At 44.7% G+C, this 18,223-nt stretch carries 20 protein-coding genes and 2 other annotated features; of the genes, 1 reads left to right on the top strand and 19 read right to left on the bottom strand.

The features are described 5' to 3' along the window. Positions 1-11 precede the first annotated feature (11 nt). On the bottom strand, positions 12-494 hold the full coding sequence (locus BW944_RS10420) for a dUTP diphosphatase (RefSeq protein WP_076559419.1): 483 nt from the start codon (positions 492-494) through the stop codon (positions 12-14). Between the two features lie 119 nt (positions 495-613). On the opposite strand from BW944_RS10420, the gene BW944_RS10425 reads away from it, so the two are divergent. Then, positions 614-1,009: a sigma-w pathway protein ysdB gene (locus tag BW944_RS10425; RefSeq protein ID WP_076559421.1), complete on the top strand. Its 396-nt coding sequence runs from the start codon at positions 614-616 to the stop codon at positions 1,007-1,009. Here BW944_RS10425 and BW944_RS10430 read toward each other — a convergent pair. From BW944_RS10430 to mdh, 18 genes are all read right to left on the bottom strand, one after another. Next, the gene (locus tag BW944_RS10430; protein ID WP_076559423.1) at positions 983-1,246 is read right to left on the bottom strand and encodes a DUF1294 domain-containing protein; all 264 of its coding nucleotides are present in this window, start codon (positions 1,244-1,246) and stop codon (positions 983-985) included. The genes BW944_RS10425 and BW944_RS10430 overlap by 27 nt on opposite strands. Positions 1,247-1,334: 88 nt before the next feature. Further along, positions 1,335-1,691 (bottom strand): 50S ribosomal protein L20, encoded by a 357-nt coding sequence (gene rplT, locus BW944_RS10435; protein ID WP_076559425.1) that lies wholly within the window; start codon positions 1,689-1,691, stop codon positions 1,335-1,337. Between the two features lie 28 nt (positions 1,692-1,719). After that, positions 1,720-1,917 carry a 50S ribosomal protein L35 gene (gene rpmI / locus BW944_RS10440; protein WP_076559427.1) on the bottom strand — a complete coding sequence of 66 codons (198 nt, stop codon included), beginning with the start codon at positions 1,915-1,917 and terminating at the stop codon, positions 1,720-1,722. Between the two features lie 30 nt (positions 1,918-1,947). Further along, a complete protein-coding gene (infC, locus tag BW944_RS10445) occupies positions 1,948-2,493 on the bottom strand; it encodes a translation initiation factor IF-3 (RefSeq protein ID WP_200806517.1) in 546 nt (181 codons plus the stop codon). Between the two features lie 44 nt (positions 2,494-2,537). Beyond that, positions 2,538-2,662, bottom strand: a sequence feature (ribosomal protein L20 leader region). 94 nt (positions 2,663-2,756) lie between these two features. Next, positions 2,757-4,706 (bottom strand): threonine--tRNA ligase, encoded by a 1,950-nt coding sequence (gene thrS / locus BW944_RS10450; RefSeq protein WP_076559428.1) that lies wholly within the window; start codon positions 4,704-4,706, stop codon positions 2,757-2,759. A 77-nt stretch (positions 4,707-4,783) separates the two neighbouring features. Next, positions 4,784-5,009 (bottom strand) — a binding site (T-box leader). A 53-nt stretch (positions 5,010-5,062) separates the two neighbouring features. After that, entirely contained in the window at positions 5,063-6,001 is a 939-nt protein-coding gene (gene dnaI / locus BW944_RS10455; RefSeq protein WP_076559429.1) for a primosomal protein DnaI, read from the bottom strand. A gap of 5 nt (positions 6,002-6,006) precedes the next feature. Continuing rightward, positions 6,007-7,353, bottom strand: a complete 1,347-nt coding sequence (locus BW944_RS10460) for a replication initiation and membrane attachment family protein (RefSeq protein WP_076559430.1) — start codon at positions 7,351-7,353, stop codon at positions 6,007-6,009. A 174-nt stretch (positions 7,354-7,527) separates the two neighbouring features. Continuing rightward, complete coding sequence (gene nrdR, locus BW944_RS10465; RefSeq protein WP_076559432.1) at positions 7,528-7,992, bottom strand: transcriptional regulator NrdR; 465 nt, start codon at positions 7,990-7,992, stop codon at positions 7,528-7,530. 34 nt (positions 7,993-8,026) lie between these two features. Further along, positions 8,027-8,401, bottom strand: a complete 375-nt coding sequence (locus BW944_RS10470; protein WP_076559434.1) for a cytosolic protein — start codon at positions 8,399-8,401, stop codon at positions 8,027-8,029. Between the two features lie 70 nt (positions 8,402-8,471). Next, complete coding sequence (speD, locus tag BW944_RS10475) at positions 8,472-8,840, bottom strand: adenosylmethionine decarboxylase (RefSeq protein ID WP_076559436.1); 369 nt, start codon at positions 8,838-8,840, stop codon at positions 8,472-8,474. Positions 8,841-8,997: 157 nt separating this feature from the next. Then, positions 8,998-10,032, bottom strand: coding sequence for a glyceraldehyde-3-phosphate dehydrogenase (locus BW944_RS10480; protein ID WP_076559438.1), 1,035 nt, complete (start codon positions 10,030-10,032; stop codon positions 8,998-9,000). Between the two features lie 94 nt (positions 10,033-10,126). Continuing rightward, positions 10,127-10,735 carry a dephospho-CoA kinase gene (gene coaE, locus BW944_RS10485; RefSeq protein ID WP_076559440.1) on the bottom strand — a complete coding sequence of 203 codons (609 nt, stop codon included), beginning with the start codon at positions 10,733-10,735 and terminating at the stop codon, positions 10,127-10,129. A gap of 95 nt (positions 10,736-10,830) precedes the next feature. Beyond that, the gene (gene mutM, locus BW944_RS10490; protein ID WP_076559442.1) at positions 10,831-11,655 is read right to left on the bottom strand and encodes a DNA-formamidopyrimidine glycosylase; all 825 of its coding nucleotides are present in this window, start codon (positions 11,653-11,655) and stop codon (positions 10,831-10,833) included. Positions 11,656-11,685: 30 nt separating this feature from the next. Continuing rightward, positions 11,686-14,313 (bottom strand): DNA polymerase I, encoded by a 2,628-nt coding sequence (gene polA, locus BW944_RS10495; protein ID WP_076559444.1) that lies wholly within the window; start codon positions 14,311-14,313, stop codon positions 11,686-11,688. Positions 14,314-14,518: 205 nt separating this feature from the next. After that, entirely contained in the window at positions 14,519-15,952 is a 1,434-nt protein-coding gene (gene pnpS / locus BW944_RS10500; RefSeq protein ID WP_076559446.1) for a two-component system histidine kinase PnpS, read from the bottom strand. Then, positions 15,939-16,649 carry a response regulator transcription factor gene (locus BW944_RS10505; protein WP_076559448.1) on the bottom strand — a complete coding sequence of 237 codons (711 nt, stop codon included), beginning with the start codon at positions 16,647-16,649 and terminating at the stop codon, positions 15,939-15,941. Before BW944_RS10505 ends, pnpS begins: the two co-directional genes overlap by 14 nt. Positions 16,650-16,737: 88 nt before the next feature. Next, positions 16,738-17,214 (bottom strand): MaoC family dehydratase, encoded by a 477-nt coding sequence (locus tag BW944_RS10510; protein ID WP_076559450.1) that lies wholly within the window; start codon positions 17,212-17,214, stop codon positions 16,738-16,740. 53 nt (positions 17,215-17,267) lie between these two features. Next, positions 17,268-18,206: a malate dehydrogenase gene (gene mdh / locus BW944_RS10515; protein WP_076559452.1), complete on the bottom strand. Its 939-nt coding sequence runs from the start codon at positions 18,204-18,206 to the stop codon at positions 17,268-17,270. Positions 18,207-18,223 lie beyond the last annotated feature (17 nt).

The raw sequence follows: 18,223 nt of genomic DNA on the forward strand, positions 1-18,223 counted from the left end.
AACAAAATCTTTCAGTATCCCCGGTTCTGGCGTTCGTAATTCTCCTCATGCTTTTTCAAATAAGCTTCTTTCATTTCCTCTTCAGAAATCTCGAGGGTTTTTGCAAGGGATACATAAGAATCGAAAAGCTCCTGATAGGTTTGTACTGATCGATTACGCTTCCACGCTTCCAAACGTCCGTAAACCGCTAGAAAAGCTTCTGTCTTTGAAGAATGCTTGCTGGCATCGACCGACTTCACGTAAGTATCGGTTTCTATCCCGAGGGAAAGAAGAAAGTGAAGACCATCCACATATTCCTCTTTGATGATCTCCCGGTCACTCGCCGGCTTATTGCTCCAGAATTTGAAGCATCTTGTTTCGTTTGCCAGCTCTCCAAGTTCCACATAAAAAGCGAGGGTCTTATCATCGAGAATCGTTTCTTTTTGTACGCTTTTGCTCTGCTCGATAAATTCATCAAGCTGACGCTGATACTGGTATAAGTCTTTCCAATCCATAGGTATGCTCCTTTTGAAATTATTGAAAGAAATGGTACAAGCATTTATTATTAAAAAATTGAAACCTTTGCCATACTGCTGCCGTATACTTACTATAAGCCAACAAGGGGACGATTACTATGATGGTCATATTATTCCGTATACTTTTACTAGCTGCGATATTGTTCTTAGTATATACGATGATAAAAATAGCCAAGGATCCAAGGCGCCAATTCACAGCTGCCGTAGAAAACCGCAGCTTTTTCTTTCAGGATAATGATGAGAACCCGAAACAGAACTTCTTCATTACTTACAAGGGCGCGGTATTCGAAGGAGAAAAATATATCGGTGCCACAGAGGAAGCATTTGAAGTAGTATCAATCATAGTTTCCGCAAAAGAACCAAATACCTTGACAGGGATCGACCGGGAAGACCTTTATTTTCTCGAGAAAGAAATTCTGATCCGTTACCCGTATGCCTCCATCGAATGGAAGCATCCGATGAAAACGCTACTGCACCGGCCCTTCGAGGAATAACAGCAAGAGCATTTGGACTCCCATTAGAAATGGGAAAAGAATTTTGAATGATTTCTTTTGTGTCTTATGCCGGAACATTATCATACCGAGTACTCCCCCGGTCGCTCCTCCTGCAATCGCCAGGCTGAACAACGATTTTTCGGCGATCCGCTGTTTCTTTCGGATCGCTTTCCACTTGTCTAGCCCCATTACCATCCATGTAACGATACTCATTACCCCTGCTAAAATCCAGAACATTTATCTTTTCTCCTTATACAAAAGGCCATCTCCCGAATCTAAGGAGATGGCCTTTTTCATTTTCAGAAGTTATGGAAATAACTTCTGCTTATTTAAGAGCTGCTTTGGCCTGATCGACGAGAGAGGTGAATGCCGCTTGATCATTCACTGCCAAGTCTGCAAGCATCTTACGGTTCACTTCCACTCCGGCGAGCTTCAGCCCGTGCATAAGACGGCTGTAAGAAATCTCGTTTGTACGCGCAGCTGCGTTGATACGTGCAATCCATAGCTTGCGGAAATCACGTTTACGCTGACGACGGTCACGATACGCATACTGACCGGACTTCATTACCTGCTGTTTTGCAGTTTTGAATAGAGAATGTTTTGAACCATAATATCCTTTTGCTAGCTTTAAGACACGTTTACGACGCTGACGTGTAACTGTTCCACCTTTAACGCGTGGCATAATAATCCCTCCTGGATTTAATACTTAATTATTTTTTCGGAAGCATGTTTTTGATACGACGATAGTCTCCGTTAGAAACAAGAGCATCTTTGCGAAGTTTACGCTTTTGTTTCTGGGACTTATTAGCAAACAAGTGGCTTGTGAACGCGTGAGAACGCTTCACATGTCCGTTACCTGTCTTTTTGAAACGTTTCTGAGAACCTTTATGAGTTTTCATCTTTGGCATATCCGTTTCCTCCTTTTAACTAAATTACGTTTACTTGTTCTCGTTAAGCGGAGCAAGCATCATAAACATATTTCTGCCTTCCATCTTAGGCTTCGTTTCTACCTGGGCGACATCTTTACACTCATCAGCCATACGGTCAAGTACTTTCTGACCCAGCTCTTTGTGTGTAATCGCACGTCCGCGGAAACGGATGGAAGCTTTCACTTTATCCCCTTTAGAGAGGAACTTGCGCGCATTGCGCAGTTTCGTGTTGAAGTCATGATCTTCGATACCAGGACTGAGACGGACTTCTTTGATTTTGATAGTCGTCTGTTTTTTACGGGCTTCTTTTTCTTTCTTCTGCTGTTCGAAGTGATACTTCCCGTAGTCCATGATCCGGCATACCGGAGGTTTCGCGTTAGGGGCTACCATAACGAGATCAAGTTCTGCATTTGCAGCAATGTCCAACGCTTCATTACGAGATTTAACTCCAAGCTGCTCACCATTTACGTCTATGAGACGCACTTCCTTGGCACGAATCTTCTCATTAATTAACGTCTTATCGTTTTTGCTAATATCTAGCCACCTCCAACTTATATTCGGAAAATCCTTATAAGATCTGTCATCGACAAGTAGTTGATTCCATAAAAAAAGTGTCGGTACATAATGCACCCACACGTCTCCCTAAGAAAAAGGAAAATGAACCTGCCAACTGCTTACTGAAAAGCGTCGATCAGGTGAGAAGCGGGTGCTTCTTCTTGTCTCAGATCCGTTCATTCATTTACTTTATACATACTATCACTGGTTCACGGGAATGTCAAACTGTTTTCAGGAGCGGAATTAATTCCGCTCCTGAAAAGTTATTTCCTTATCAGTTTCTGATCGATTTCATTTCTGATTTCTTCAATGAAAGTAGTGACTTCTTTTGTTTCTGAATCCTGTTCTCCGTACCGTCGTACGTTCACAGCATCCCCTTCTATCTCTTTGTCCCCGACTACGAGCTGGAACGGAATTTTTCCGGTCTGAGCTTCACGGATTTTATAACCGATCTTTTCATTACGTTCATCGACACTTACACGCACACCAGCTTCACGCAGCCGGTCCTCAAGTTTTTTCGCATAATCCAGGTGCACATCCGCGGAAACCGGAATGATACGCGCTTGTTCCGGTGCCAGCCACGTCGGGAATGCCCCTTTGTATTCCTCGATAAGGAAGGCTACGAAACGTTCCATCGTCGATACCACTCCTCGGTGAATAACTACAGGGCGATGATCTTTCCCGTCTTCTCCTACATACGTAAGATCGAAACGTTCCGGCAGGTGGAAGTCAAGCTGGACGGTAGAAAGAGTCTCATCTTTTCCAAGCGCCGTCTTCACCTGCACATCGAGCTTCGGACCATAGAAAGCAGCTTCGTCTTCAGCTTCGATGTAATCAAGGTCAAGTTCATCCATCGTTTCTTTCAGCATTGCCTGGGACTTATTCCACATCTCATCGTTATCCACATACTTTTCTTTATTTTCCGGGTCCCGGTAAGACAGGCGGAAATAATAATCATTCAGGCCAAAGTCATGATAAACTTCACGCACTAACCTCACAACACGTTTAAATTCATCTTTAAGCTGATCAGGACGCGCGAAAATATGTGCATCATTCAGCGTCATAGCACGTACCCGCTGCAGACCAGCGAGAGCTCCGGACATTTCATGACGATGCATCGTTCCGAGTTCGGCGATACGGACCGGTAAATTACGGTAGCTGTAATACTCATTTTTATAAACCATCATGTGGTGCGGGCAGTTCATCGGACGGAGCACAAGGTCTTCGTTATCCATTTCCATTGTAGGGAACATATCGTCCTGATAGTGATCCCAGTGGCCGCTCTTCTTATAAAGATCGACACTACCGAGAACAGGAGTGTAAACATGGTTATAGCCCAGTCGTTCTTCAAGGTCCACAATATAACGCTCAATCGTACGACGGATGGTCGCACCATTCGGGAGCCAAAGCGGGAGTCCCTGCCCCACTTCCTGACTCACTGTAAAGATACCGAGTTCCTTCCCGAGCTTACGGTGATCTCTTTCCTTCGCTTCTTCTCTCAGACGTAGATATTCATCAAGTTCTTCTTGTTTTTCAAAAGCCGTACCGTAAATGCGCTGAAGCATTTTATTATCACTATCTCCACGCCAATACGCGCCGGAAATGTTGAGGAGCTTGAAAATTTTGATTTTACTCGTCTGAGGTACATGCACACCTCGACAAAGGTCTACAAACTCTCCCTGCTGATAGAAGCTGATATTCTCACCTTCTGGAATATCTTCGATCAATTCAACTTTGAGTTCATCTCCAAGTTCTTCATATTTCTGTTTCGCTTCTTCTCTGCTCAATTCGAATCGTTTCACTTCCAGATTCTCATCGACGATTTTCTGCATTTCTTTCTCGATTTTCGGAAGATCCTCCGGTGTAATAGAAGTCTCGAGGTCCATATCATAGTAGAAACCATCTTCGATAACCGGCCCTACTCCGAGCTTCACTTCTTCATCAAACAGACGTTTCACAGCCTGAGCCATGAGATGAGCAGTCGAATGACGCAACACTTCTATGCCTTCCGGATTTTTGTACGTTACGATTTCAATTGCCCCGTTATGATTGATGGGACGTCGCAGGTCATACATCTCACCGTCCAGCTTCACGGCCAGAGCCTGCTTTTTAAGACCAGGAGAAATGGAATGAGCGATTTCCTCGCCTGTCACTCCTTGTTCGAATGTTTTCTCATTGCCATCCGGAAATTGTATACTTATTGATTCAGCCATCTCTGACACTCCTTTTATTTGTTGGTTTCTTGAATAGTTTATACAAAAATAAAAAACCCGCCCACAATTGCTGTCGCAAAAGGGGCGAGTTCTGTACTCGCGGTTCCACCCATGTTCCCGCCTAAAAAAAGCGGCTCATTTATCTTTAACGCAGATGTACGCCGGTCATTACTTATTATTAACGATTCACAACCGGAGCTCCGAGGTGGTGATCGATAAATCAACAGGGGGAAGTTCTCAGCCACGACTTCCCTCTCTAAACCCTTGATTCCTTATCGAACATGTCCTCTTCCTTGCCTTTATCGAATTGATTCTTCCGTCATTATAGCCTTCTCCAAGAGCTAAATCAAGTATAGTTACTGATTTCTTCTGTTCGGCCCGCTCACTTCTACCGTTTCGCTCAACTGACGGATCCTTTCTATGATCCTGGTCGCTTTCAAAGCCCCTACTTCCCCTTTATTCGTATAACCCATCACCTGTTCCAGTTCTTTGAGGGAATAGTTCGACGTAAAGAATACAGGGAGGCCTTCCATCATTCTATGCTGAAGGATAGAGCCGAGGATTTCATCACGGAACCAGGCAGACTGTGATTCAGCACCGATATCATCCAGCATCAGCACCGGAACTTTTTTGAAGGCATCCACTTTGCTCGTAAGGGAATCGTCTTTGATCGACGCCTTCATCTCACGTACAAGTTCCGGCATGTAGATGACCATCGTCTCTACGTTGTGATTACTCAGTTCGTTGGCGATGACTCCGAGGAAATACGTTTTTCCGACACCGAACAAGCCGTGGAAATAAAGACCTTTCTGAGGAAGTTCTTCCCCGAGTTTGTCGATGTAGGCGACTGTTTTCATGATAGCTTCATTTCTTTCCTCACTACCGCTGAAATCAAGCCGTTCCACAGACGCTTCATGAAGTTCCTTCGGCATGTAGAGACTCTTCACCAGGGACCTTTGTTTTTCTTCTTTTTCCTTTTTGATCTGTCTCGGACATTTATCATAAGCTATTTTAATTTCTTCCCCGTCCACTTCTGCCCGTGGAACATAGCCCGGCAAAATATTGATGCATTTCTCACGGGATGGGCATTTTTCACAGGCTAGAGACTGGTTCTGATATTCATGAAGTTTAATCAGGTTCTTTTCAGCGATCGTTCTCGTCAGCCCTTCCTTCTCCTCGATCAACCGCTTCACTTCCGGTGCTTCTAACACCTGTTTCCGTGCCTGGTTCATCCGGTTTTGGAAGGATTCATTGTTTCTCATCCACTTTTTCAAAGATTCCTGGATCGGTTCCATGCTCCTCACCTACCTTTTCGTTTCTGAGTAATGCGCTGAATACGCTCGGCAATTTCATCTTCTGAAGCTGCAGACTCTTTTCCGGATGTTTTCTCTGGAGCTTGTTGTTCTTCCTGATGTTTCTGCTGTTTGTACCATTCCGGAAGGACCTCTGTGGTACGCTTTTTCGTCATCTGTTTTTCCTTGCTCCACTGCTGATACTTCTTATGCTCTGCTCTCGCCATGTTCATCGCCTGCTCTACTGTCTTCACGTTTTTACGAGCCCAGTGACTCGCTATTTTTTCAAGATATGGCTTCGACAGCTTCATATCCGTTTTCAAAAGTACATAGTGGACAAGTACATTCATGACGCCTTTTGGCAGTCCCTGTTCGGTCATAACGTCTCTGATCAACTTCACATCCTGATCCGACGCCCTGCTTCCATTAGACACATCTTCGAGCAATTCCCTCGGTGTAATGTCTTCTAGCATATGAATGAATTTCTCATTCTTTGAAGAAGGGGATTTTCTTTCCCCCTGCTCAGCAGGAGACTCCTTGGGGGTGTTTTCTGGTTTCTTCACTGTTTTTGTCTGTTGTCCCAAGTCATGACAGGAAGCTTTCAACTCATCTTTATCCAATTCATTCTGATCAGTCACGGACCACAGGAGCGCTTTTTCCATATCTGTTGTACTCATATTGTAAAGCACAGCCAGCTGTTGCATAAGCTTACTATTTTCTTTCCCAAGAATCTTCTTCGCCGGAAGCATGCGTTCCTGCAGTGCTTTCTCGAGCCACTCAAGATCCAGCGGAGCATCGTTCAACACGATTCCCTGCTGAGGGAGCGATTCCCCTTCGGTATCTATACCTTCAGGCAAAGAAGCTACAGGAGAGTAAACATCACCAAAAGAGGCGGTCACTTCTTCGTACCCATCCATTTCAATAGTCGAGAATGCGAAAGAATTCTTCAGTTTTTTGAATTTCTCTTCTCCGACTTCGTGAATAAGCAAAAGAGAAAGCATATGGTCACAGAAAAATTGAAAAGCGGAAAATGGAGGGACCAGTCGATAAACATAAACGATCCGATCCTCTTCCTCTTTTTTGTAAGTCTTCAACAGACCGATCGCTTCGAGCTGGACCCTGGCCTCATAAATCCGGTCAAGCGGAAGACCGAGGTAACTCATGAGTGTATGATGGGTCGCTTCTTCTGAGGATAGTCGGGCTTCACCTTCTAGAAACTGAAACAGCGAAACAGCCTCTCTTCCGATAATCGGCTGATATAAATGGGACAGGACCATCGTTCTGTCTTCGAGCCCTGAAGCACTCAGAGAAATATAACAGTCTTTTGGAGTCACTTCCCCAATTCTTTCTTTCATTGTATTCACTTCTTTCCGTCACACTTGATTATCTTCTTTCCAGTCTTCCATCCTGAGTCTGTCATCTTGGTCCATGCTTATTGTTTCATTAATGTGAATAACCTCAACACGCCTAAAATATAAATGACCAGGAATATTATATTATCTGCTGAAAAAGAATGAGCCGGCTGTGGCTCATTCTTTTTCTTCATGCTTGATTAGATCCTTCAACTCATCTATGAACACATTGATATCTTTGAACTGACGATAAACCGAAGCGAAACGGACGTAAGCCACTTCATCAATTTGAGAGAGGTGTGCCATGACCATTTCCCCGATTTCTTTACTATTCACTTCGGAGACGCCACGATTCCTCAATTCTTTTTCAATATCAAGGGTGACGGCTTCAAGGTCCTCTACAGCTACCGGTCGTTTCTCGCAGGCTCGTATCAGACCTCTCATCAGTTTCTCCCGACTGAACTCTTCTCTCGTTCCTTCTTTTTTAACGACGATCAACGGTACCTCTTCCACGCGTTCGAATGTGGTGTAACGGAAGTCGCACTTATCACATTCTCTCCGACGTCTGATTGCATCTCCCTCTTCTATCGGGCGGGAGTCCAATACTCTTGTGTTTTTATCGCCACAGTTCGGGCATTTCACAATTCATCATCTCCACTAATCGAAATATATGTACTTATGACTTATCTACCACAGGTAGCTGCTCGTCCAAGCGCTCATAAAAAGAACGTACCAGCTTACGGCTATATCCGAAATCGAGTGGAAGACCAGTCTCTGTTGTTACAGAAAAATCTACAGCAGTCCTGTAGGGACGTACCATAATGATCGTAGCGACAACGAAAGCCTTTCTTCCATCTTTGTAATTGATCGACAGCTCCCCACGCTCCCTGGAAGCTCCCGCAATTTCGGAACCGTTCCCGAAAAGGTTCTCTACCGATTCGAATACTTTATCTTTATTAGCCTTGTAATATCGTGTCTGCAAAGATGTCTCCGCGTGATCTTCTTTTGTTTCTGTATGATTAGAAAAATATTTTGATATGAACTGTTTCACCTGGAACGTCCCCTCATCTTTCGAGTAGTCATCTGTCTACTATTTTAACATGATTCCCGCCGTACTGAAACTACCTGGTATGTTCTTCATCGGAGGGTAGTCCTCGTTTCAGCTCTTTATAGTCGTATTTTGAACTTTTCAACCCTTCAACGATAATTCTGAAAGCTTCTTCCGGATGCAAATGTTCTCCGCACGTATAAATATCTATGCTGGCGTAATTATGTTCAGGGAAGCTGTGGATGGTCAAATGCGACTCTGAAATGAGAACGACTCCACTCACACCATGGGGTGCGAACTGATGAAAAGCCACTTCGCGAACCTCAGCTCCGGCTTTGAGCGCCGCATCGACAAACAGTTCTTCTATATATTCAATGCTCTCCAACAAAGGTTGCTCACATCCCCATAACTCCCCGATTATATGTGTCCCAAACGTATTCATCGCCGTCTCCTTTTCGGAATTTGTATCACGTACTACGCCCGAGTCCTTATCCAGAACCCGAATTCATTTCCATGAATAACAACTCTTCTTCACTCGTCTGTAAAAAGCGTAACATTCCCGTTGAAAAAAAGGAAACCTCAAAGCTGTCGCTTTGAGGTCAGGAAACTTTTTGGCGCTTTTCACTCATCAATTGTTCTGCCACCATTTTCGCAAGGTCGACAGTTCGAGCAGAGTAGCCCCATTCATTGTCGTACCATGCCAAAACTTTAATTTTCGTATTACTGATCACTTGTGTAGTCAGACCATCGATGATCGAAGAGTAAGGGGAGGACGTATAATCAATAGAAACCAGCGGCTCATCAGAATACGAAAGAATATCTTTCATTTCATTCTGACTAGCTCTTTGGAATGCTTCATTCACCATATCCTCCGTAACGTCTTCCTTCAAATCGATAACCAAGTCAATCAGAGAAACGTTAGGTGTCGGCACCCGCAATGCCATACCGTTCAATTTGCCATTCAGTGAAGGGATGACTTCGGAAATCGTTTTTGCTGCTCCTGTGGAAGTCGGAATGATTGATTGAGTACATCCACGAGCACGTCTCAAGTCTTTATGAGGGTTGTCCAGATTTTTCTGGTCATTAGTGAAGGAGTGCACGGTAGTCATAAGCCCATCCACGATGCCGAACTCATCTTCGAGTACTTTCACGACAGGCGCGAGACAATTTGTCGTACAGGAAGCATTGGAAATTACATCATGGATGCTGTGGTCGTATGCTTCTTCATTGACTCCCATCACGATTGTCGCATCCGGCTGTTTCCCGGGTGCGGTTATGATCACTTTTTTAGCCCCTGCCTTCAAATGCTTCGCAGCTTCTTCCCTTTCCTTGAATTTCCCGGTCGCTTCAATCACAATATCTATTTCCAGGGTCCCCCACGGCAATTGCTCCGGATCCCGCTCCTGGCAAAGAGTTATTATCTTATTATTGATGTATAATGCATCCTCCGAATAACTGATGTCCGCGTTCAGTCTACCGTGCACGCTATCGTATTTGATCATATGAGCTAATGTCTCGGGTGGATAACTGGCATTCACCGCTACCAAGTCTACCGTTTCATCCTCCACCATCTGTCTCAGCACCATACGTCCGATTCTCCCAAGTCCGTTGATAGCCACCTTCGCATTATCCATTAAAAACCCCTCCAATGTGACATTCTATTTTAAAAGTAGTATATCATATTGGAAACGCTTTTGTTAGAGAAAAATAAAAAATCCTGACAATTTTTCAGGATTTTTTTATAACTTTCCAATTTTGTAATAGCGCCTCCAGTTGCTCACGGGTTTCTGCCTCGGATCCATTATTATTGATTACAGCGTCAGCCAGCGTTGCTTTTTCACTGATTTTCATCTGAGCCTGTATTCTTTCACGCGCATCTTCCTCACTGGAACCATCTCTTTCCATGAGCCTGTGGAGCTGAACAGAATCGTCGGTGTAGACGACCATCGTTTTATCCACGTAATCCGTAAGTCCGCTCTCAAACAGCAACGGGATGTCGAGTACTACCGCTTCTTCCCCTGCGTCTTTGTAAAATTCCCTTTTTTCTATCATGCGCTTTCGAACTTCAGGGTGTACGATTTCGTTCAGCTTCTTCCTGTTATCTTCATCTCCGAAAATGATTTTACCGAGAGCCTTCCTATCGATTTCCCGCGTATGTAACAATACATTTTCTCCGAATAACTCAACGATCTCCTCATAAGCTTTTTCACCCGGCTCCACCACTTCTCTCGACAGTCTGTCAGCGTCGATTACCGGTATATCCCATTCATCGAACATACGTGAGACTGTGCTTTTACCGGTAGCAATGCTTCCTGTCAATCCAATAACTATCGTCATATTCATCCCTCCTTGAACACCTGGGTCGATAAGAAAAACATACGCCCTTTCTTTATGCCCGCTCCTTCCTCATGAAAAAAGTTCCATCTTTGTTATCACTCCTGACAGTGATAACAAAGATGAGTACCTCTCCCACCCACTTTCGTCTTCGTGATAGGGCGCGAACAATTCGGGCAGGGGTTCCCTTCCTGGCCGTAAACGAACAGCCTGTTTTGAAATTCACCCTTGCCCCCATCGCTTCTTGCGTAGGAACGAATGGTAGAACCTCCCGCACCCATAGCTTCCCTGATCACTTTTCTCCCTTCGTCAACTATCCGGCCCACCTCTTTTTCAGAAAGAGAAGTGCCCAGCCGCTCCGGATGAATGCCCGCTCTGAAAAGTGTTTCATCTACATATATATTTCCAAACCCGGCCACCACGGATTGATCAAGAAGAACCGTCTTAATACGCCTCGTCGTTTTCTGAAGGCGTTCATGCATATATTCCGCAGAAAATCGGTCGTCGATTGGATCCGGACCTAAAAGAACCAGTGGCTTATGGGCGTTCTCTGTGCCTTTGTCAAACAAGTGCATCGTGCCGAATTTCCGGACGTCATTATAATGCAGGCTTGTTCCATCATCGAAGAGGAACAATACATGCGTGTGTTTGTCCTTCGGGCCTTCTTCCTCCATGAAAAAATACTTCCCTTCCATCCTGAGATGGGAGACGAGAGCGTAATCATCCAGGTGAATGATCATAAATTTACCCATCCTGGATATATTTTGGACGGTCTGGGATTGAAGCATTTCTTCAAACTGCTTTCTGTCTTCAGGTACTTTTACCATCGGAGGCCAATAGACAGTGACTTGTCTGATGGTTTTCCCTCGAATCTGTCTGTTCAATGATTCTTTGACGGCATCCACTTCCGGAAGCTCCGGCATCCTTACTCCTCCTTCCTCTAAATCTGTGTCTTATTTTGCATCGAACCACGTATTGCCGTAAGAGTGATCCACTTCAAGAGGTACGACGAGCTCCACCGTATGCTCCATTACTTCCTTGACCACCTTCGTCAAGTGCTCCACCTCTTTTTCAGGCACTTCGAGTATCAGCTCATCATGCACCTGCATAAGCATGGTAGCTTCCAGGTCTTCCTGTGTCAGTCGCTCAGCGAGATCGATCATCGCCTTTTTGATGATATCAGCAGCTGTTCCCTGAATCGGAGTGTTCATCGCCGTTCGTTCTGCAGCGTTCCTACGGTTGAAGTTCCGGCTGTTCATATCCGGCAAATACCGTCTCCTATTCATCAATGTTTCCACGAATCCTTCTTCCTTCGCCTGGCGTACCGTATCATCCATATATTCCTTGACTTTCGGGTAACTTTTGAAATAAGCGTCAATATAAGTCTGAGCGGCTTTTCGGGTTACTCCGAGACTCTGAGAAAGTCCATAGTCACTGATACCGTAGACGATACCGAAATTCACAGCTTTCGCCTGCCGTCTCATATCCGCATTCACTTCTTCAGGAGAAACACCGAACACTTCACTAGCTGTTTTGGTGTGAATGTCTTCCCCGTCTTTGAAAGATTGGATCAATTTTTCATCGCCGGACATATGTGCAAGGACTCTGAGTTCAATCTGCGAGTAATCACTGGCGAATATCACCCACCCTGCTTCGGATGGTATGAACGCCTGGCGGATCTTCCTTCCTTCTTCGAGACGGATCGGGATATTCTGCAGGTTCGGGTCGGTAGAACTGAGTCTCCCGGTCTGTGTAAGAGCCTGGTTGAACCTTGTATGAACCTTACCAGTATCTTTGTGGACCACTTTCAGCAGCCCTTCGATATAGGTGGACTGAAGCTTGCCGAGTTGACGGTATAAAAGGATTTCGTCGATGATCTCATGCTCATCGGACAGCTGTTCCAAAACATCGGCTGCTGTTGAATATCCTGTTTTTGTTTTCTTAAGAGCCGGTAGTCCCAACTTTTCAAAAAGAATCGGACCGAGCTGTTTCGGTGAATTGATGTTGAACTCTTCTCCGGCGTGTTCATATATTCTTTTTTCGATTTCTGCAAGTCGTCCTTCAAGCTCTTCCCCCATACGCTTGAGACGATCTGTATCCACCCGAACCCCGGTATGTTCCATCTCTCCGAGGATAACAGTGAGGGGCATTTCAAGATTATAGAAAAGATCCTCCTGTTTATTCTGCTTCAGTTGATCTTCTAAGTTCGACTTCAGACGATAAAGCATGAGTGCTTTTCTCCCGGCATGTTCATACAGAACATCTTCTTCCGGACGTCCACGTTTCGCTCCTTTTCCGTAAACTTCTTCATCGGAAGGGATACCAGTTTCACCAAGCCTGTGGCTGATAGCAGGTATGTCATGGTTGTTCACAGCCGGATTGACGAGATACGATGCAAGCAAAACATCGAAAGTCACCCCTTCAAGAGGGATCCCACAACGTTTGAAAGCGACTACCGTCCGCTTTGCATCAAATACCCACTTATGCTTCGAGGAATCAGCGGCCCACGCTTTGAAAATTTCCGATTCCATAACCTGCTCGACAGAAAAGGCGAACACTCCTTTTTCATTCGAGAGTACTACCGCTTCTATAGGGGAAGTATGATAATTATCTTCCAGGATCTCTACAATAAGAGCCGTTTCATCCATCAGCATATCTTCCGTGATCGTCTCTTCTATTTTTACATCGACAGAGATCATTTCCACCTCTTCTTCTTTGTGACCCTCGATACGGGAAAGAAGGGAGGAAAAACCGAGATTCTGAAATTGTTCTTTGACTGCAGAAGCCTCATAACCACTGTATGAAGTATCCTGGAGTGTCATTTGTAAAGGAGCGTTTATTTCAATAGTCACCAGTTCTTTACTCATATAGGCCTCTTCTTTATTAGCTTCAAGCTTCTCTTTCAGCTTCTTACCGCTCACAGCCTCAAGGTCTTCATAAAGATTATCAAGCGTTTCGAATTGTTTCAGAAGTTTGACCGCTGTTTTTTCTCCAACCCCCGGGACTCCAGGGATGTTGTCGGAGCTGTCTCCCATTAAAGCTTTCAGATGAATAATCTGGGATGGTTCTATTTCCATTTTTTCTTTCAGGGACGCGGGAGTGTATGTATCCACATCCGTGATCCCCTTTTTCGTCAACCGTACGGTCACCCGTTCCGAAACAAGTTGAAGCAAATCTTTATCCCCGGAGATCACCGTCACTTCATCGCCTCTTTGTTCCGCCTCCCTTGCCAGAGTGCCGATAATGTCGTCCGCTTCGTACTGATCAAGCTGATAATGTTTGATTTCAAAAGCGTCCAAAAGATCTTGAAGTACCGGGAACTGTTCAGAGAGTTCAGGTGGCGTTTTCTGTCTGCCCCCTTTATATTCTTCATATGTTTTATGACGAAACGTCGTCTTCCCAGCATCAAACGCAACCAGCATATGATCCGGCGACTCCTCCTCCAATATTTTCAAAAGCATGGTCGTGAACCCATAAACGGCATTCGTATATACACCTTTGTCGTTATTCAAAAGAGGCAAAGCAAAAAAAGCTCGATACGCAATACTGTTGCCATCAATCAAAACCAATTTATTTCCCATAAATTCACCCCTACCCATTTTTTCTATTTTCATTTTACCACGTCCCTGCCAGTAAACAAAAAAAGGGCAGAAGCATATAGCTTCTGCCCGAATCAAACACCTTGGATGAAAGGGTTCATTTACTATCATAGAACACTTTTGTAAAACTGACATTAAGAGCAGATGAAAGTTTCTTAAAGGCTGACGTAAGTATTTCTTTCGCCACCTATCTTTTTGCCCTGAAAAAGATCAGACTCATCACTGATCCTTCTCCGGGCTCACTTGTTACGTGGATTTCACCACCATGCGCTTCCATAATATGTTTCACAATAGCAAGACCAAGACCCGTGCCCCCCGAATTTCTGCTTCTCGCACGGTCCACCCTATAGAAGCGTTCGAATATTCGTGTGATTTCTTCTTCAGGAATGCCAATTCCGTTATCAGATACGTCGAGGGTTAATCTGTCACCCTGGTCTCTCAATTTAATGTCCACCTGTCCTTCCTCTGGTGTGTAAGTGATTGCATTAGAAATAATGTTGAGCAGCACCTGACGGATCCGGGTAGCGTCCCCCCTATATATAACATCAGGATCAATATCACCTGTCAATTTTAAATTCTTTTTGTCCGCCTGGTCCTGAACCAATGTCATCGTCTCTTGCAAAAGCTCAGTCATATTAAGATCGTGCATCGTCAATTGGAAATCTTCACGCTCGAGTTTGGTCAGTTCCAATAAGTCCTGGATCAGCGTTTCAAGCCTCGAACTTTCTTTCAGAATGATGCCAAGGAACTCCTGAGCCATTTCTCGGTCATCTATCGCACCGTCAAGAAGGGTTTCCGAGAATCCTTTAATCGAAGTGATCGGAGTACGAAGTTCATGAGACACATTCGCCACAAAGTCCTTGCGCATCTGCTCAAGTCTTTTCAATTCAGTAATATCATGGAAAACGAGGACGACACCCTGCCATTTCCTGTTCTCTTCAAAAATTGGTGCACCGTTGACCTGAACGGATTTCTTTTCGATACCTTTATCTATCGTAAGTAACCGGGAGGAAGAGGACTCGAACATATATACATTTTCGATCACATCCGTGACTTCCTCATAAGGGATGACTTCATGATAGAGACGGTCGAGATAGTAAGGTTTCTGGTTACGGAAAGTCGATACGAAAGCCTGGTTCACCAGTTGGATGTATCCTTTTTCATCGATGAGGATCAATCCGCTGCTCATGTGGTTAATGACCGCCCGCAATCGTGTTTCCTGCATACCTTGAGTGCTTGTAAGTTCTTTCAGGTGTCTGGCCAGTTCATTCACTGTGGTACCTAGCCTTCCAGCATCCCCAAAAGCACTTTCGTGAGTGCGCGCCCGGTAATTTCCCTGCATCAGCTTTTCGGCAGTATCCGTCGCTTTCCTGACCGGGGCGACATATTTAATGAAAATCTGGTAGCTCATAATCATCAGCGTAGCTATGATGACAGAAATCATGATGAATGTCATGAACCAGATATTTCTCGATGCTTCGTTGGCCTGGATATCCGCTTCCGCTCCGAGAACCTCTCTGATTGACTGCTGGGCGTATTGAGCAACGACGAGACCGAATGATAGCATCAGCACAATGACAGTGACAGCATAGACGATCAATATGCGCTCATTGAATTTCATACTTACCAGGGTCCTCCATCTTATACCCAAGACCTCTCACTGTTTTGATGTAGGTCGGCTTTTTGGTTGCCGGTTCGATTTTTTCACGTAAATGACTGACATGGACATCCACGATTCTCGTATCTCCCGCAAAATCATAATTCCACACGTATTGAAGCAACTGATCCCTGGATAATACCCTGCCCAGATTTCTGGCTAAATACAACAGAAGCTCGAATTCTTTTGGAGTAAGCGTCAGCATTCTCCCTTTAACTGTGGCTTCATATCGACTGGGGTAAATCACAAGATCTTTGATGGTTATCACTTCATCTTTGTCGATATGTTCCACTTTCTCTATCCGTCTTAAAATGGCTTTTATTCTGGCCACGACTTCTCTCGGACTGAAAGGTTTCGTCATATAATCATCAGCCCCGAGTTCAAGGCCGAGGACTTTATCGAATTCTTCATCTTTAGCCGTCAGCATTAGGATCGGCGTGTCAATATGCTCCTGTCTCAACTGCTTGCAGACTTCCATCCCATCCAGTTCAGGAAGCATCAGATCAAGCACAATAAGATCGAAAGAGTGATTTGAAGCTTTCTCCAGAGCTTCTGTTCCGTTGTAAGCGACTTCCGTTTCATACCCCGCGCGTTCCACGTTGTACTTCAAAAGTGTGACAATCGATTGCTCATCGTCGACTATAAGTATCTTCCCACTCATCCAAATGTCCCCTTTTCGTTACCTTTATTTCTATAGTAACGTGTTCCTTCAATTTATACGCCCTTTTCAGGAGAAACTTTACAAAATATTAATAAAAGTTTTCGAGGGAGAAGGAATTGAGAGACTCCAGTTCATAAGGAGGAATCACATGAATCGTTCCTGTTATGACCTCCTCTTCGGAGGAATCTGCAGCTCGCACACTAAGTATAATAAGATGGTTCTTTTCATCGATGTGTTTTATTTCATAGAAGAAAGAAAGGGTTTCGTAATGGTGCACATGTTTGGGATAGGATATCTCCTCGTACGTGATATGGCTGCCAGGTCCGGGTAGATGCATCGACACGGCAGAAGAAATCATCCCGTGAAGCATGACCGTCGGAACTACCGGACGCTCGAAAGGAGTTTGGGAAGCATAGTCGTGTTGAAGATATAAAGGGTTGGCATCATCCGTCAGCCCCAGGTAAATCAGTAGATCTTTATCCTTCACTTCACAGGAAGTCTCATATTTATCCCCTATTCTCAATTCATCGATTTTTTTGCCGAGTTTTCTTTTTTTATCGAGCATACATATTCCTCCTTTTAAAAAAAGGTCCGAGGGAGCCCCCGAACCTTTTCAACTTATTCCAATATCTCCAGAACTTTCTTTACGGAATCCGCTGATTTATCCAGCTGTTTCTTCTCTTCTTCCATAAGGTCGAGTTCTATGATCTCTTCTATTCCGTCACCACCAAGAATGGTAGGGACGCCAAGATAAATACCGTCATACCCATATTCCCCTTCCAAATAAGCGATGGAAGGAAGAAGGCGACGCTGGTCTTTTACAATCGCTTCGACCATCTGGACGATCGAAGCTGCAGGAGCATAATAGGCACTCCCGCTTCCTAAAAGACCGACGATTTCTCCGCCTCCTTTTCTTGTCCTTTCAATAATCTCATCCAGTCTCTCTTCAGAGACCAAAGTGTCGAGAGGTACCCCGCCGACATTGGAATAGCGGACCATAGGTACCATGTCATCACCATGTCCCCCGAGTACAAAGCCGGTAACATCCTTCACCGATACATTCAGCTCTTCAGCTATAAAGCTTCGGAACCTGCCGGAATCGAGTATGCCGGATTGCCCGATGACACGGTTTTTAGGAAATCCTGATTCTTTGAAAACACTGTAAGTCATTGCATCCACAGGATTGGTCAAAACGACGATATAGCAATCAGGTGAATACTTCACGACCTCACTCGTCACACTTTTCATGATTTTCGAGTTCGTGGTGACGAGATCGTCCCTGCTCATCCCGGGCTTACGGGCGATGCCAGCAGTAATGACAACTACGTCCGAGCCTTTCGTATCCTTATAATCAGAAGTACCTTTGATCTTCGCATCAACACCTTGAACAGGAGTAGCTTCGAACATATCGAGCGCTTTCCCTTTCGTCGGGTCTTCCTGATCTGGGATATCGACAAGCACGACATCACCGAGCTCTTTTTGAGCAATCATCAAAGCAGTGGTGGCACCGGTGAACCCGGAACCAATTACAGAAACTTTCGGTCGTTTCATCCCCATCATTCATACCTCCTATT

The sequence above is a fragment of the Salimicrobium flavidum genome (assembly GCF_900156645.1).
GTDB classification, from domain to species: domain Bacteria; phylum Bacillota; class Bacilli; order Bacillales; family Halobacillaceae; genus Salimicrobium; species Salimicrobium flavidum.

Bases quoted from the DNA above. Each gene is read 5' to 3' on its own strand.
- BW944_RS10420 (WP_076559419.1), bottom strand. From the start codon at position 494: ATGGATTGGAAAGACTTATACCAGTATCAGCGTCAGCTTGATGAATTT.
- BW944_RS10425 (WP_076559421.1), top strand. From the start codon at position 614: ATGATGGTCATATTATTCCGTATACTTTTACTAGCTGCGATATTGTTC.
- BW944_RS10430 (WP_076559423.1), bottom strand. From the start codon at position 1,246: ATGTTCTGGATTTTAGCAGGGGTAATGAGTATCGTTACATGGATGGTA.
- rplT (WP_076559425.1), bottom strand. From the start codon at position 1,691: ATGCCACGCGTTAAAGGTGGAACAGTTACACGTCAGCGTCGTAAACGT.
- rpmI (WP_076559427.1), bottom strand. From the start codon at position 1,917: ATGCCAAAGATGAAAACTCATAAAGGTTCTCAGAAACGTTTCAAAAAG.
- thrS (WP_076559428.1), bottom strand. From the start codon at position 4,706: ATGGCTGAATCAATAAGTATACAATTTCCGGATGGCAATGAGAAAACA.
- dnaI (WP_076559429.1), bottom strand. From the start codon at position 6,001: ATGGAACCGATCCAGGAATCTTTGAAAAAGTGGATGAGAAACAATGAA.
- BW944_RS10460 (WP_076559430.1), bottom strand. From the start codon at position 7,353: ATGAAAGAAAGAATTGGGGAAGTGACTCCAAAAGACTGTTATATTTCT.
- speD (WP_076559436.1), bottom strand. From the start codon at position 8,840: ATGAATACGTTTGGGACACATATAATCGGGGAGTTATGGGGATGTGAG.
- BW944_RS10480 (WP_076559438.1), bottom strand. From the start codon at position 10,032: ATGGATAATGCGAAGGTGGCTATCAACGGACTTGGGAGAATCGGACGT.
- coaE (WP_076559440.1), bottom strand. From the start codon at position 10,735: ATGACGATAGTTATTGGATTGACAGGAAGCATTGCTACCGGTAAAAGC.
- mutM (WP_076559442.1), bottom strand. From the start codon at position 11,655: ATGCCGGAGCTTCCGGAAGTGGATGCCGTCAAAGAATCATTGAACAGA.
- polA (WP_076559444.1), bottom strand. From the start codon at position 14,313: ATGGGAAATAAATTGGTTTTGATTGATGGCAACAGTATTGCGTATCGA.
- pnpS (WP_076559446.1), bottom strand. From the start codon at position 15,952: ATGAAATTCAATGAGCGCATATTGATCGTCTATGCTGTCACTGTCATT.
- BW944_RS10505 (WP_076559448.1), bottom strand. From the start codon at position 16,649: ATGAGTGGGAAGATACTTATAGTCGACGATGAGCAATCGATTGTCACA.
- BW944_RS10510 (WP_076559450.1), bottom strand. From the start codon at position 17,214: ATGCTCGATAAAAAAAGAAAACTCGGCAAAAAAATCGATGAATTGAGA.
- mdh (WP_076559452.1), bottom strand. From the start codon at position 18,206: ATGGGGATGAAACGACCGAAAGTTTCTGTAATTGGTTCCGGGTTCACC.